This window comes from Pseudoalteromonas sp. 11L1, from assembly GCF_055397545.1.
Window position 1 is genome coordinate 2,063,595 of sequence record NZ_AP041141.1, and the last position, 14,437, is coordinate 2,078,031.

General features: G+C 41.7%; 22 protein-coding genes. All 22 read left to right on the forward strand.

The features are described 5' to 3' along the window. Positions 1–18 precede the first annotated feature (18 nt). Entirely contained in the window at positions 19–198 is a 180-nt protein-coding gene (locus ACZ5WS_RS09705; protein ID WP_464708097.1) for a hypothetical protein, read from the forward strand. Beyond that, positions 191–658, forward strand: a complete 468-nt coding sequence (locus tag ACZ5WS_RS09710) for a gp16 family protein (RefSeq protein ID WP_464708100.1) — start codon at positions 191–193, stop codon at positions 656–658. Before ACZ5WS_RS09705 ends, ACZ5WS_RS09710 begins: the two co-directional genes overlap by 8 nt. Continuing rightward, a complete protein-coding gene (locus tag ACZ5WS_RS09715; RefSeq protein WP_464708103.1) occupies positions 651–1,076 on the forward strand; it encodes a Mor transcription activator family protein in 426 nt (141 codons plus the stop codon). Before ACZ5WS_RS09710 ends, ACZ5WS_RS09715 begins: the two co-directional genes overlap by 8 nt. Further along, on the forward strand, positions 1,076–1,429 hold the full coding sequence (locus tag ACZ5WS_RS09720; protein ID WP_464708105.1) for a hypothetical protein: 354 nt from the start codon (positions 1,076–1,078) through the stop codon (positions 1,427–1,429). Before ACZ5WS_RS09715 ends, ACZ5WS_RS09720 begins: the two co-directional genes overlap by 1 nt. A 128-nt stretch (positions 1,430–1,557) precedes the next feature. Further along, positions 1,558–1,743, forward strand: a complete 186-nt coding sequence (locus ACZ5WS_RS09725) for a hypothetical protein (RefSeq protein ID WP_464708108.1) — start codon at positions 1,558–1,560, stop codon at positions 1,741–1,743. 187 nt (positions 1,744–1,930) lie between these two features. Further along, a complete protein-coding gene (locus ACZ5WS_RS09730; RefSeq protein ID WP_464708111.1) occupies positions 1,931–2,440 on the forward strand; it encodes a hypothetical protein in 510 nt (169 codons plus the stop codon). A 212-nt stretch (positions 2,441–2,652) separates the two neighbouring features. Then, a complete protein-coding gene (locus ACZ5WS_RS09735) occupies positions 2,653–3,519 on the forward strand; it encodes a hypothetical protein (protein ID WP_464708113.1) in 867 nt (288 codons plus the stop codon). A 255-nt stretch (positions 3,520–3,774) separates the two neighbouring features. After that, the gene (locus tag ACZ5WS_RS09740; RefSeq protein ID WP_464708116.1) at positions 3,775–4,362 is read left to right on the forward strand and encodes a glycosyl hydrolase 108 family protein; all 588 of its coding nucleotides are present in this window, start codon (positions 3,775–3,777) and stop codon (positions 4,360–4,362) included. Continuing rightward, a complete protein-coding gene (locus ACZ5WS_RS09745) occupies positions 4,362–4,625 on the forward strand; it encodes a hypothetical protein (protein WP_464708119.1) in 264 nt (87 codons plus the stop codon). The genes ACZ5WS_RS09740 and ACZ5WS_RS09745 overlap by 1 nt, the downstream gene beginning before the upstream one ends. Then, on the forward strand, positions 4,615–5,061 hold the full coding sequence (locus ACZ5WS_RS09750) for a 3TM-type holin (RefSeq protein WP_464708122.1): 447 nt from the start codon (positions 4,615–4,617) through the stop codon (positions 5,059–5,061). The genes ACZ5WS_RS09745 and ACZ5WS_RS09750 overlap by 11 nt, the downstream gene beginning before the upstream one ends. After that, positions 5,058–5,279: a TraR/DksA C4-type zinc finger protein gene (locus tag ACZ5WS_RS09755; protein ID WP_464708126.1), complete on the forward strand. Its 222-nt coding sequence runs from the start codon at positions 5,058–5,060 to the stop codon at positions 5,277–5,279. The genes ACZ5WS_RS09750 and ACZ5WS_RS09755 overlap by 4 nt, the downstream gene beginning before the upstream one ends. A gap of 1 nt (position 5,280) precedes the next feature. Next, the gene (locus ACZ5WS_RS09760) at positions 5,281–5,595 is read left to right on the forward strand and encodes a DUF2730 family protein (protein WP_464708129.1); all 315 of its coding nucleotides are present in this window, start codon (positions 5,281–5,283) and stop codon (positions 5,593–5,595) included. Beyond that, positions 5,582–5,794, forward strand: a complete 213-nt coding sequence (locus tag ACZ5WS_RS09765) for a hypothetical protein (RefSeq protein WP_464708133.1) — start codon at positions 5,582–5,584, stop codon at positions 5,792–5,794. Before ACZ5WS_RS09760 ends, ACZ5WS_RS09765 begins: the two co-directional genes overlap by 14 nt. 11 nt (positions 5,795–5,805) lie before the next feature. After that, the gene (locus ACZ5WS_RS09770) at positions 5,806–6,105 is read left to right on the forward strand and encodes a VpaChn25_0724 family phage protein (RefSeq protein WP_464708136.1); all 300 of its coding nucleotides are present in this window, start codon (positions 5,806–5,808) and stop codon (positions 6,103–6,105) included. A 3-nt stretch (positions 6,106–6,108) separates the two neighbouring features. After that, positions 6,109–6,705: a DUF3486 family protein gene (locus ACZ5WS_RS09775; protein ID WP_464708140.1), complete on the forward strand. Its 597-nt coding sequence runs from the start codon at positions 6,109–6,111 to the stop codon at positions 6,703–6,705. Then, positions 6,698–8,302 carry a terminase large subunit domain-containing protein gene (locus ACZ5WS_RS09780; RefSeq protein WP_182692954.1) on the forward strand — a complete coding sequence of 535 codons (1,605 nt, stop codon included), beginning with the start codon at positions 6,698–6,700 and terminating at the stop codon, positions 8,300–8,302. The genes ACZ5WS_RS09775 and ACZ5WS_RS09780 overlap by 8 nt, the downstream gene beginning before the upstream one ends. A 157-nt stretch (positions 8,303–8,459) precedes the next feature. Further along, positions 8,460–10,025 carry a DUF935 domain-containing protein gene (locus ACZ5WS_RS09785; protein ID WP_464708148.1) on the forward strand — a complete coding sequence of 522 codons (1,566 nt, stop codon included), beginning with the start codon at positions 8,460–8,462 and terminating at the stop codon, positions 10,023–10,025. Beyond that, positions 10,026–11,507, forward strand: coding sequence for a phage minor head protein (locus ACZ5WS_RS09790; RefSeq protein ID WP_464708151.1), 1,482 nt, complete (start codon positions 10,026–10,028; stop codon positions 11,505–11,507). Beyond that, positions 11,504–11,698, forward strand: a complete 195-nt coding sequence (locus tag ACZ5WS_RS09795; protein ID WP_182692957.1) for a hypothetical protein — start codon at positions 11,504–11,506, stop codon at positions 11,696–11,698. Before ACZ5WS_RS09790 ends, ACZ5WS_RS09795 begins: the two co-directional genes overlap by 4 nt. Further along, positions 11,698–12,150 (forward strand): phage virion morphogenesis protein, encoded by a 453-nt coding sequence (locus ACZ5WS_RS09800; protein ID WP_464708158.1) that lies wholly within the window; start codon positions 11,698–11,700, stop codon positions 12,148–12,150. Before ACZ5WS_RS09795 ends, ACZ5WS_RS09800 begins: the two co-directional genes overlap by 1 nt. Before the next feature lie 61 nt (positions 12,151–12,211). Next, entirely contained in the window at positions 12,212–13,456 is a 1,245-nt protein-coding gene (locus tag ACZ5WS_RS09805; protein WP_464708162.1) for a coiled-coil domain-containing protein, read from the forward strand. Then, positions 13,422–14,231 (forward strand): hypothetical protein, encoded by an 810-nt coding sequence (locus ACZ5WS_RS09810; RefSeq protein ID WP_464708164.1) that lies wholly within the window; start codon positions 13,422–13,424, stop codon positions 14,229–14,231. The genes ACZ5WS_RS09805 and ACZ5WS_RS09810 overlap by 35 nt, the downstream gene beginning before the upstream one ends. The last annotated feature ends 206 nt before the right edge of the window (positions 14,232–14,437 follow it).

The window sequence follows — 14,437 nt, forward strand, 5'->3', positions numbered from 1 at the left end:
GCAACAAAAGGAGGTCACATGGCCCTATTGATACAACCCACATTAGAACTAAAGCAGCTTGTTGCACTCGTTAAATTTTTAGAGTGCTCACATAAACTGGCAATAGACACCAGCGTATTTACAGATCAAGAAGCCACCGACATAGGCCAAAGCTATTTAAGCCTACGTGAGCAGTTAGAAGAGTTTAAAAATGACTAAAGCAAAGCTAATACAGCTAATTCATATAGCGAAAAGCCAACTAGGGCTAGACGACGATACCTACCGCGCAGCACTACTTGGCGCAGTGGGCAAAACATCATGCAGCCAAATGAGCTTGCCAGAATTAAACCAAGTGTTAGAGCACTTTAAAAAAGCAGGGTTTAAGACCAAAGCTAAACGCCGTTTAAGCCCTAAATCGTCACCAACGCAACTAGGCGAAATAAACAAAATACGCGCAATTTGGATCACCATGTACAAACAAAACATTGTGCGTGATGGCTCAGAAACCGCACTAGATAGCTACGTTAATCGCGTTCTAAATCGTAATAAACTAGGTAAGAATATCAGTTTTCATACTCATTTTTTAACCCAACAACAAGCCCTTAAAGTGCTCGAATCACTTAAGCAGTGGCAAAAGCGCGAATTACAAAAAGAGCAACAACGAGGTAATAATGGCTAGCCAACAAGAGGAACAACCAGAGCTATTTGGTGAAAGCATCGAAGAACTGCAAGATTGCCTAAACAAACTATCTACAGCAGACGCAGCTGAGGTACGCAAGCGCTGGCCTAGTAACTTACAATCGCTCGCGTTGCTTATTGAGTCACAACTTAGTAAAGCTGGCGTTAACGACTCTCAAGGTTTAGGTGAAGCTATCACCCTTGCAATAGGTCACTATTTTGGAGGACGTGATGTTTATATACCAACAGACCAACGTCTAAAAGCAGCACTACGCGATATACAAATATGGCAAGAGTACAAAGGCAATAACATTGAGCAGCTAGGTAATAAATTTAAACTAACAGAGCGACGAATAGCAGAAATAGTTCAACGTCAACGAGCTGTTGAAACCGAGCGCCGCCAACGGAGGTTATTTTAATGAGTAAAGTATTAATGGGTAACGTACTTAGTGAGGCAGTGAATGTAGCTGCTGAGGCGGTAGAATGTGTTGATACGCTAATAATAGACATGCTAGAAGGCAAGCACCCAAACAACTACGTGCTATTGGGCACACTTCAAATGCAACACATCGACATACAAGTACAACTGCACGTAATGCAAGACGAGAACAAATTCATAGATGAAGTAGGCGCTCCGCTCATAGCTAAAGCACCGGCAGCGCTTGAGAGCGTAAAAGCAGGCGATTTGGAGTTTATGCTCATACATAAACCGAATGAATTACTAAAGGGAATTACTGAATTACAGATAAAAATTAATGAGTTACGTCAATAAACAGTAGTTAATCCTGAACAGTTGCGCGATTTACGTTTTAAGTTAAGTTAGAGGCTGAAATCGTTGAAGTACTTCCGTAACTGCTGAATTACTCAATAATTACGTAAATGTTTATTATGGAATAGGTAATGGATAACAAATTAAAAGAGCATGCATTAAATGAGTTACATAACATTCAAGTCACTTTATCTTTATTTGCAGAGCTTGCAAGTCTCCCCAACAGCAATGATGTACCCATAGGTTTAAGCGATATCGCAACGGTACTTGCTTACAATGCAAACCGAATGAAGCAAAACCTCAATAATCTTGATTAATAATATAAAAAGCCGCTTAAAGCGGTTTTTTATATTATAAAATAACCACCTTTGAGCATAATATTTATAATTGGCAATAAATTATATTTTTTGCTATTAATGGGATTCATGAAATAAGGACATTTGCACGCGAAAATAGGGAAGTAGTTCCCTGATAAAGCTGCTATGTGAATAGGAATAACACTCTATGACTGAAGCTCTTCAAAAGCATTTAAATACTGAAATAACTAATTTAAATGGAAATTGGGTTAAAAAAAACTGTAATTATGAAGGTGATATTTGTAGCAAGTTAGGTATGCATAAACAAACTTTACGCTATTGGGATGCAACATGGGAGGGTCTGAATATAGAGTTTAAAAAAGGTCGAAGTATTTGGCTTGATTTAGTTCGTTATAGTGAAATTTTAATGAAAATTAATTCAGATGCATCAAAAAAGACAATCTCATTGTTTTTTATTCATAACATAGATACAGATAAAAAAAAGCATAGAACTGAAATAGTCAAAATAATTGCAGTTGATACATCTAAAATTATTGAAAAATTAAATTTAGAAATGGGACAAGCAAAGGCCTTAATTGCTCTTCATAAAAATTTACGAGAGAATAGTAAAAAAACTTTAAACGCTCAAGTGAGTATGACAGTAAAGCAGATTGAAAATATCGCAGATTTTGTTGTTTTTAAAAGTGCCATTAAATAAAATAAACATAACAAAACATTGAAAGCTAAAGTAACTTTAGTAATTGGGCAGTTAGTCACATTATTATAGTGGTGCTGTTATTAAGTTGGTTTTCACATAGCAAAGTCATCAATCGGACGCTTACTGTTTTCTTGTGCTTGTAACAGTTTGGATAATTATATTTAGCCGCTTATAGCTGCGTATTAGTATTCAATAGCAATAGGTAAGTAGTAATGGGAAAATGTCCTATATGTTCAAAATTTCGTAAGTTAGATACACATTTATTCGAATTAGCGAGTTTTTGCGCAGTTTTGGATAATGTAGTCTCTTTTAAGGATGAAGAAGATGAAATCCTAATTAGTACAGCAACTATCGGAGAGTGGTTAAAGCTGGCTGCTCAACTGGATAATGTAGCCATAGATACGTGGAAATTTAGCGATGGAGCGGAATTTTTTTGTGAAACTGTTGCTGATGCAAGTGATTCTAATACTAAACATTACTCAGCATATGCGACTGCATTAACAAAGTTTATTTTCGTTTCAAATGCCCTTGAAGAAATGTATCGCTTTATTTCTCCTCATTACCTTTCTTGCGATAAGCTTAAGAACAGAAATTTATATAAACCATCGATGCAAGCAACAGCATTGGTTGATATATATAATGCCGACGATTTTCCACTCCACTTTAGCCACAAAGTGGAAAGCTTCATTGAAATATTTAACAGGTGTGATTACATCAAAGACAAGCCTTTAAGTGGTATGAAAAGCGTTAAATCAGTAGATCATAGTTACGGACTTCACCTTATCAGAAACATCCGAAATTACGTCGCACATGGCGTATTTCCAATTTCCGAAAACCCTGAATGGACATTAGATTATAAAAATAATCAATTGCTGTACGAAGTTCTATTAAGTTCATGTCGAGTAGCTTGCCTTTATATTCAGGTTTTCCTCAATAAGTACAACGTTGGAATGAAATCAGATGACTATAGGTTAACGGTGCAAGGAATTGGCTCAGAATTTGACTGCTTTCGCGAAAATTATACTCCGGATTTAGCTTTGAAGTTACATCTTGCTGATACTTTTAGTTTTTTGGATTAACTGAAGGATAACAAATGATTGAGGTTGCAACTGCCCGCTTGCGGCACATTCAGAATGTTAGATTTGATTGAGTAATATTAATCAAATCTAACAGCTAACAGTCATGACTTATTCTATAAATCACTTTAAATTAATATTGAGAACACCTCTGATTTCGTGTGACTGTCTACTTCTTAGATTAATTCCCGAAATCCCGCACGGCCACTAATCAAAGCTAACTAATCAAAATACCGAAAAACAACAAGGTTTTTCGGTATGCTCCCAACTCTAAACTACTTTAAACAATCTCCCGAAATACAAACGGCACTTGCACCATACTCGCTTAAATTTGCCCAGTGTATATTACCTATCTTGTATTTAGAGGGTGGTTTACGCAGTGACGGCGGGTTAAACGATATAACCTCAGACCAGGGTGGCCTTACAAAATATGGCATAAGCCAGCGCGCGTATCCAAAGCTTGATATTAAAAATCTAACACTCGCCAAAGCCGTAAGCTTGTATCACCGCGACTATTGGCGTGCAATGTACAGCGAGCAAAGCGCCGCAGGTGTTGATTTTATGCTGCTAGATGGCGCAGTGCAGCACGGCGCACCTGCCATGACCCAATTAATCCAGCGCCTAGTTAACTCAAAGCCTGATGGCCGCATGGGGCCAAAAACCCTAGCCGCCATTTTAGAGCGCCCAGCCCTTAGCCTCATTGTACTGCTTAGCGTAAACCGTGGTCGCAAGTACGCCCGTATTTGTGCAAACGATGCCCGTCAAAAACCAAACTTAGAGGGCTGGTATAACCGCCTAGCTCATGTAACCGAATTTGCAGTGAACCAGCTAAGCGAGGTGGCGTAATGGGTAAAAGTTGGGATTGGTCATATCAAAAAGGCCGCGAAAAACGCATGGGATTGGAAGTTGACGCTCGCATGCACAACATGCCATTCGACCCACGCAAAATACCACTACACAGCCACTGCAACACAATGCAAAGCTACTTTAATAAAGGCTGGCAATCGGTAAGAGCCATTGATATTCAACTACGCGTAGACGGCCAACAAAGCTCCAAAGGTGCCCGCACAGCCTTTAAACAAGGCTTTGGAGAGGCTAATGGCAATTAGCAACTGGTTTAACGTGGTCGAGCCTATCACCAATTTAATTGATGATCTGTTTACCAGCGACGAAGAGCGCCAAACCATTACCAACGAACTCAAACGCATTGAAAACGCAGCACAAAGCCAAGTGTTAGAGCTTGAGGGAAAAATTTTAGAGCTACAAGGCAAAGTGCTAGAGGCTCAATCGCAAATTATTACCGCAGAGGCCAATGGCGAAAGCTGGCTTCAACGCAATTGGCGGCCAATCACCATGCTTACATTTTTAGTGTTGGTGTGCTTTGACTCATTTGGTTGGTTGGCTTTTCGCTTATCAGCGCAGGCATGGGATTTACTGCAATTAGGCATAGGCGGTTACGTTATTGGTCGTACAGTCGAAAAGGCCGCGCCAAGCGTTAAGCAAAGTATTAAAAACGTAATTGAAAAAGTAAGGAAGCCAAATTGAGTAAACTCGACGACGCACAAAAAATAGAGCGACACTTACTAGATGCCGCGCTATCCATTCAACGCGAAAAATCAAACAAACCAGGTGCAGAGTTTATGCACTGCCAAGAGTGCGGCATAGATATACCAAAACAGCGCCGTGAAGCAGTTAAAAACTGTAGCACCTGTGTTGATTGCCAATCACTCATTGAAATACAACAACAGCATTATAGGCATTAGCATGGAATTTATTTTGGAGTGGCAAAAGGCATTTATAACCGTTTGTGTAGCCATAGTTGGCGCTGGCGCACTGGCATGGTTACGCAGCACTTTTGTGACCAAAAAGGTTCATGAGGTGTTAGAAAGCCGTTTAAGCGCCGTAGAAAAAACAGTAGAAGACCTGCCCAATGCCGACGACCTACACGACCTTGATAAACGCTTAATAGAAGTTAGCGGCAAAATCGATGGCCTAAATCCACAGCTCACCGACCTAAAGCGGCTAACCGATCTATTAATGGAAAACGAACTCAGAGGTACGCGTAGTGGCGATAGTTAACGACAAGTGCCAATGCGGCGTAAAAATCACGGTACTTACAAAGTCGGATAAAACCGAGGCTTGTTATAAAAACATACCCGCTCAGGTTGTCACCACCGACGATTTTAATAAAGGCATAACCGATTACACACTGTATCGATGCATGCAATGCGGCGAACCAGTAGAAGAAACCGTGCCAGCCCTTAAGCCCCACCCATAGGAAAAAACACCATGGCATTTTTAGAAGTCCAAGCCGAGCACCAACGAATTAGCATATTAATAACGCTTAAAGAATCCGCCGATTTTGGCGCTAACACCAGCATGCTAGCCGATGTACTACAGCGCTATGCACTGGGTTGCAGTCGCGATCAGCTTAAAAGCTTACTCAATTGGTTAGAGCAAAACGGCTATATAACACTCGATAAACTCAGTGCTAACACGTGGGTAGCCCGCATTACGCAATCGGGCATAGACGTAGCGGAGGGCATAAGTGTAGTACCTGGCATTAAACGTCCAGGGCCACGAGGTTAAACCATGAGCGAATCAATACGCAGAGGCCAGCCCAGCAAAGTAGACCTGCTACCTGAAGACATTAAAAAGCAGCTCGATTCAATGCTACGCGACAAACGTTTTAGCCAGGGCGAAATACTCGACGCCGTAAACAGCCTTATTATTGAATCGGGCTTAGACGATGGCGCAACTATTAGCCGCAGTGGCCTAAGCCGCCATGCACAAAAAACCGAAGCCATAGGCCAGAAGCTACGCGACTTGCGCGAGTCAACTAAAGCACTTACCGCAGAGCTTGGCGATAAGCCAACGGGAGACACCACCAAGCTTATTTTAGAAATGGGCCGTTCTCAGTTGTTTCGTGCAATGCAGCAACAAATGATGAACCCCGACGACGACGCAGCGGTAGACATAGATACCATAAAAGACGCCATGCTAGCAGCCCAGCGCCTAGAGCAAACTGCCATGGCGGCACACAAACGCCAGCAAGAAATAGAAAAAGCCTACGCGCAAAAGCTCGCCAAAGACCTAGACCAAAAGGTTAAAAACGAAAACTTACCGCAAACCGCAGACGACATGCTGGCCTTTTTCAAACGCGATATTTTAGGGCTAAAGCATGACTAGCACAGCGCAAAGCGTTACCCAAACCAACGAGCTACCGCTTAGTAAAGTGGCAGGTTCGTTAGCGGTTGCCATGGGCACCGACATACTTTTTGGTTATCAAAAAGCATGGATGGAAGATAAAGCAATAATAAAAATTGCCGAAAAGTCACGCCGTACAGGGCTAACCTTTGCCGAAGCGCTCGACGACGTACTAAGTGCTTGTGCCAGTAAAGGCGCGCAAAACACCTATTACCTTGGCTCAGATAAAGAAATGGCTAAGGAGTTTATAGACGCCTGTGCATTTTGGGCGCAAAAGCTCAACATGGTTATGGGCGAAGTCGAAGAGGGCATATTTGAAGAAAAAGACCCAGACGGCACAAAGCGCTCAATCAATACCTTTGAAATTAAATTCCCTAGCACCGGTAAAAAAATAGTAGCGCTAAGCTCTAACCCGCGTAACTTGCGAGGCCGCCAAGGCAACGTAGTAATAGACGAAGCGGCATTCCATGACAAGCTAGACGAAGTACTAAAAGCCGCCATGGCATTGACCATGTGGGGCGGGCGAGTACGTATTATTTCGACCCATAACGGCGTAGATAACCTATTTAACACGCTAATAATCCAAGCCAGACGGGGTACTAAAAAGTATTCAGTGCATCATATTCCTATTGATAAAGCGCTAAAACACGGCCTATATAAACGTATTTGTTTAGTGAGTGGGCAAACGTGGACGCAAGCCAAAGAAGACGAATGGCTTACTAATCAAGTTGATTTTTACCCTACAGCCGATGCCGCAAACGAAGAGCTTTACTGCGTACCAAGCCAAGGCGCAGGGCAATACTTAAGCCGCCGCTTGCGTGAACGTGCCCTAAGCGATGAGTGCAAAGTACTACGCTACACAGCCCCTACTGATTTTGAAAGCTGGACCGAAGAGCAGCGCGTAAAAGACGTAGCCACTTGGTGCGAACAAAATATAGACGAGCTTATAAGTAGGTTAAATCCTGATCTAACTCACGCTTTTGGTGAAGATTTTGCCCGTAAAGGCGATCTGTCGGTATTCAGTATTGGTGAAATAAACCAAGACACCAGCCTAACCGTGCCCTTTATGGTTGAGCTGCGCAATGTAACCTACGAGCAGCAAAAGCAAATCATGCTGTATATTTGTGCCCGTTTACCAAAACTGCGCGGCCTAGCGTTTGATGCCACTGGTAACGGGGGTTACTTAGCCGAAGCCGCAAGCCTTAAATACGGCACAGAGCTAGTAGATAGCGTGCATTTATCACAAGCATGGTATCGCGAATGGATGCCAAAACTAAAAGACTACTTTGAAACCGACAACATTACGCTACCCAAAGACCAAGACGTACTAGACGACCTAGGCCAAATCAAACTTAAAAACGGTATTGCACAGGTAGATAAAGGTAAAAATACTGGCACCGATGGCAACAAGCGCCACGGAGATAGCGCGGTATCAATAGCCATGCTAATACGTGCTGCAGAAATGGACGGCAGCGCTATAGAGTTTACGCCACTACCAAGCAAAGCCCAGCAAAGTGCTAACAGCTTACGCCCCGACCACAGTGACGACCTAGCAAGTGATCGTAAAGCAGCATGGTAGCGCGGCGATTTAGGATCTTTTATCAAGAGATATTCACCGCCCAAGTACAGCAATTAGACATAACCGCCGCCAGTTTAGCCAAGGCCCACCAACACACCTTAACGCTTGATATATACGTGCTAAGCATTAAGCCCATCATTAAAGTTAGAGTAAACCCATGAACAAAATAGTAGATATTCACGGCAACCCGATTAAATCAACCGACTTTAAGCAAGTGCAAACCGATCAGGATAGCCGCATTGGCATGCTAATGCGTCAATTTGCTGAACACCCAAGTGAAGCGCTTACCCCTGCTAAGTTATCGCAACTATTAAAAGACTCAGAAGCTGGAAACTTAGCAGCCATAGCCGACTTAGCCAAAGACATGGAAGACAAAGACGGCCACCTATTTAGCGAACTAACAAAGCGGCGCAGAGGTTGGCTTAAATACGATTGGTCAGTAGAGCCGCCGCGCAACGCGACTCCACAAGAGGAAAAAGACGCCGCAGCAATTCAAGAAATATTAGAAGATGCCACATGGCTAGACGACCTGCTTTTTGATTGTAGCGACGCAATACTAAAATCGTTTTCGTGTAACGAGCTAAGTTGGGCGTTTGATGGCGGCGAGCACATTATTACCGGTTACGAATTTCGCGACCAAAACCTATTCCAAACACACCCAGATAACCGAAACCAGTTAATGCTGCGCGACAACAGCTACACAGGGCAAACATTAAATCCGTTTGGCTGGTGCGCGCACATTCACCGCAGTAAATCGGGGTATATTCATCGTACTGGGTTAACCTCAACCGTGGCATGGCCGTACTTATTTAAAAACTATTCAATCCGCGACCTTGCTGAGTTCCTAGAGATTTACGGCTTACCGCTTCGTTTAGGTAAATACCCCAATGGCGCAAGTGATGATGAAAAAGCCACTTTGTTACGTGCCGTGCTTAGCATCGGTCATAACGCAGGGGGTATTATCCCAAAGGGTATGGAGATTGAATTTCAAAATGCCGCTAATGGGCAATCAGACCCGTTTGAAGCCATGATCAAGTGGTGTGAAACCACCCAAAGTAAAGCCGTATTAGGCGCAACGCTCACCAGCCAAGCCGATGGTAAAACCAGCACTAACGCCCTTGGTAACGTGCATATGGACGTACTAAACGACATAACCGAAAGCGATTTAAAACAAGTAGCTAACACCATTACGCGCGATATTATCTACCCAATGCACGCGCTCAATTCTAAAAGCTATTCAGGCACGCGCCGTATACCACGCTTTAAATTTGATACCAGCGAACCCGACGACATCGCATTATTAGCGCCAGCACTTAAAATACTTACCGAAGTTAACTACCCAATACCGGCTAAATGGGTAAGCGAAAAAACCCAAATACCATTACCTGAAAAGGGTGAGGCAATACTAAGCTTAACTCCAGTAGTAGCACCAACAGAGCCTGCCGCCGCACTTAAAGGCTTTGCAGCACTTAAAAGCGAACCACAAAAAGATAACGCCGACCTAGTAGCCGAGCAGCTAGCCGCACAAGCACAAACCCACTTAAACACCATGAGCGATGCCGTAACCGAACTGGTCAAAAACGCCAGCAGCCTAGAGGAAATACGCGACGGTATACTAGCCCTAGAGCCACAAATAAGCACTGAGGGCTTTAGCGAGTTAATGGCAAAGGCCATGGCAGCCAGTGAGTTACTAGGCGCGCTAGAAGTGGATGAGGGCCGTTAAATGGCTGTTAGATATGGCTCGTTACCGTTTGACGATGGTATAAAGTTTTTTAGGCAAAAGTTAAATACACCCAGCGGCAGCTGGGACGATGTATGGCAAAACGCTCATAACCGCGCGTTTATGGTTGCAGGCGTAACCAAAGCCGACATGCTTAACGACTTTTACACCTCAGTAGACAAAGCTATAAGTGAAGGTAAAAGCCTGGGCTGGTTTCAAAAAGAGTTTGATAATATTAAAGCGCGTTACGGTTGGGAGCATAACGGCCAGAGTGCATGGCGTAGCCAGTTAATATACGAAACCAATATACGGCAAGCCTACAACGCAGGGCGTGAGGGGCAAATACAAGCACTTAAAGCAAGCCGCCCTTATGCACTATACAAGCACGGCGATAGCGAAAGCCCGCGCGTACTGCATTTAAAATGGAATAACCTAGTATTACCGGTAGATGATCCATGGTGGGACACCCACAGCCCACAAAACGGCTGGGGCTGTAAATGTAAAAAGTTTAGCCTAAGCGAACGTGAGCTTAAGCGCCGTGGCCTAACCGTAGGCACAGCCCCCGATAATGGTAATTACACCTGGACAAATAAAAAAACAGGCGAAGAGTTTGAACTACCACGCGGGATTGAACCGGGTTTTGACTACACCCCAAAAAATACAGCCCAGCTAACAAGCCAGGCTAAAAAACAAGTGGCTGACAAGCCACCGCTTAAACAGCGCGTAGCAGATTATCAAGCAAGCCGCATTGTACCATCGGCTTACAGCACCGCTAAAAACGTCACCGCGCTAAAGCTCGACCCATTACTAGCAATGCTCGATAGCGAAGTACTTAGCGGCTTAAACAGCTTTTTAGACGCCAAGCAAACTAAAACCCTGTTTGTAAAAAGTAACGAAATGAGCGCAGGTTCTAAAGCAAATGCAGCCATTCGTAGTGACGTAGGCGAGTACTTAGGCGTAGACGACTTTTACGCCCGTATGCAATACGCCACCCGTAACCCTAAACGGGTAGGCGGGTTTACCTCAGTGGGTTTTGAGCACGTAGTAGTAAAAGTAAAAGCCAGCCAAAACCTAGCCAAAGTAAACATGCAAGCAGTGCAAGACACCGCAGCGCTTACCGTAAGGCTCGCCGCTAACAACGAAGGTAAGTACAGCTTCAAACACAATGGGCAAACTTTAAAACGCGATCACACAATATCAGATACACTTAATACACTAGATAAAAACGAAGCCCATGCAGTGGTAGCCACATGGCTACACGAACTAGGCCACCAAGTGCATTACTATGCAGGCGCACCTGCCTTTTTAAAAAATGCCTTGCCCGTAACCTATTACGGTGCTGTCAATAAGTACGAAGAATTTGCCGAGGCATTCACCGCCTGGGCGCTTGCCCGTAACGAACTTAAAAAATGGCAACCGGAGCTTGTAAGCTGGATAGACCAACTAGTAAAAGATGCCGCTAAATCACAGGAAAAAAGACGATGAAATTAATCGAACAAGCGCAGCAGCTGCTAAGGCAAACCCCGTATACCATACAAACGTGTCGCGAGTTTGCACAGCTTGAGCAACAAGCCAAAGGCAAAGAGGCCAACCAAATAGCCGACCTACTCCCCGCGCTTATTGCAGGGCTAGACCAGCAAACACACCTAGAAGCATTTAACGAAGGGTTAGTGTAATGGCAGGTGCTAAAATACAAATAAGCACCCAAGGCGCACAAGCAGTAAGCGGTGTGCTCACCCAACTGGTAAAAAACTTAGACAATCTCGCGCCAGCGTTAGGCAATGTGGGCGAGCATTTAATGTTGACCCACCGTGATCACTTTGACGAGCAACGCAGCCCAGATGGCGACCCGTGGCAGCCACTTAGCCCAGACTACGCCAAGAGTAAAAAAAAGAACAAAGATAAAATACTTAGGCTAAACGACATACTGCGCGACACGTTCGCTTATAACGTAGGGGACGAATCATTAGAGTTTGGCACAAATATGGAATACGCTGCTATCCATCAATTTGGTGGTAAAAGCGATATGATCCCCCGTTTAGCTGCCATCCCAGCACGGCCATTTTTAGGGTTATCGGATGATGACGAAAAAGAAGTGATTATGATTTTAGGTAAATTTATATTGTAATTATTCTTTTTATGTTAGTTCAAGGTTGTGTATGCTAACAAAAAATTAAAGGATTAACGAAATGATATCAAATAATATTCGGCATAAAATTAGCTCGATTAGTAAAGGTCTTAGTGACTTAAAATTAACAGTAGTTGGAAACGATAGCGCGCTCCAATTAATAGATATCGCGATAGAAATTTTTGCTTCAATAAAAAAAATTGCTGAAATAGATATTCTTTTATTGAGTAAAAAAATGGACTCGGTTTTTGATTTTATAAGGGTTGTTGATGAAATTAAAGACTTTTGTTCAAGCGAAAAAGTCGGGTTTAAGTCCTCTAGTGGTAGACAAGTTTTCGGTATAAATAATATAAATAGACTACAAAAAGATACTTTTAGCTTACTTGAATTAATTCAATCTATCTCTAGTAATGAGTCAATAAAAGACGAAAAAGAAATCAAACAAGAACTATCACTTAAAAATAATCAATTATTAAAAAACGAAAAACGTTTCGATGAATTAGCTGCTTCCTTTAAAAAACAACATGGTGAGACTATAAGAGTGTCTCAAGAAAAAGCGGAACAGTTATTAACTTTCTTATCAAGTAGTGTAAAAGAGTCAGAGCAAAAAGTTAGCAATACTTTATCGATAATTCAAAGTAGTGTTAGTGAATATAAGGATGAACTTGGTACTCTAGGTAATAAAATCACAGAAATAGAAACGACTCAAAAAGAACAAATTCAGGCGTTTAAAGATGAATATGAAAAAGCCAAGCAAGAGATAGAAACTAAAAAAAATGAAATAAATGAACTATTAAAGATAGCAAGTGAAGGTGTAATAGCTGGTTCTTTTGACGAAGGTGCAATATCAGAGAGAAAAATCGCAGACAATCTAAGATACGGCTCTTTGGGTTGTATGTTAGGAATTATTATTATAGCTATTTTTACCTTTGTAGAATCGACAAAGTTTGGTTTTGATTGGGAAAACACAATTCTAAGAGCTGTACTAATTTTTATTCTATCTATTCCGGCAACCTATTTATCAAGGGAGTCATCTAAACACAGAAAACAAGAATATAACTTACATCAAACTGCACTTGATTTGAAAACCATAGATCCATTTTTAAGAAGTTTACCTGAGACAGAACAAATTAAATTAAGGGTAAACCTAGTTGAAAGCCTGTTTGGTTCTAAAAAGCAAAACAGTATCGAAAAAGATACTTACCATACCGATAATAATGAATTGTTTATGGAATTTCTTAAAAAGTTAGATTTCAGAAAACAAGCTCCAAATGAAACATCTAACCCCCCTAGAGTTACAAAGTAATATGCTAAGAAAATTAGATAAATATTTAGATGATGTAGTCTCCCCATACTGGGAGATTCTTCTTTATTTTTTATCAGGGCTTTTCATGTTAACAGGGCTAATTGTAATTTTCTGTTGTGATAAATCGTTAGCTGACAAGTTTTCTAGTTTTGGAAGTTTTGCAGGCTTTTTGGTATCAATAGCTGCTTTCGTATATGCAAGGAGGGAATACTTAAGGCAACGAGGCTTAAATGAGCGAGTTGGAATGCAAACAGGATCGTTACCAAAGCTAAGGAATTATTTGACAAGTAACGTTGTTATGATTGCATCAAATTTCCACTCAGTTACAAAAGGATTCAAGAGCAATGATGGCGAGCTGTCTGGAGGTTTTGATGAGTTGGAAGAGCTCGAGAAAGATGATATAAGATTTGAAAATAATAGATTAGAAAAAGAATTACATGAAATTTGGCAAGAGTTTATGGCCCAAAAAGAAAAAGCCTTTTATTATGAAGCTAAATTCAAATCTAATTTTGCATGTAAAAATGAAGAATTAGAAAATTTGATATTAAGTCTGCAAGACGTTCTATTTCTAATTTCTTTCAAACTTAACAAATTTCAATTACGTAGTAATCAATCTGAATTGTTAGCTGAACGCATAACTGATAATGCATATTATAAGTTATTTATTGAAGATAAGTTCGATACTTGGAGGCGGCTAGATAAAGTTGATTATGATAAATTACAGAAAAGGCTACGAGTGATTGTTAATGACGTCATAGAGGCTCTTAGGTTTTAGTCATTCATTAGGCAGCGAAACTTATGAAAAGCCTTTACAGCTGCTTTTAAACAGAGTTTAAACAGGGTTGCATTGTTAATGTTGACTCCTGTTTTACTGTGATAAACTTATAACTCTATTTTAGTCTGCAAATCCCTTATAAATTCCCGAAACACCGCACGGCCAACCAAAACAAATCTAACTCCATACTGAGCACAGATTATTCA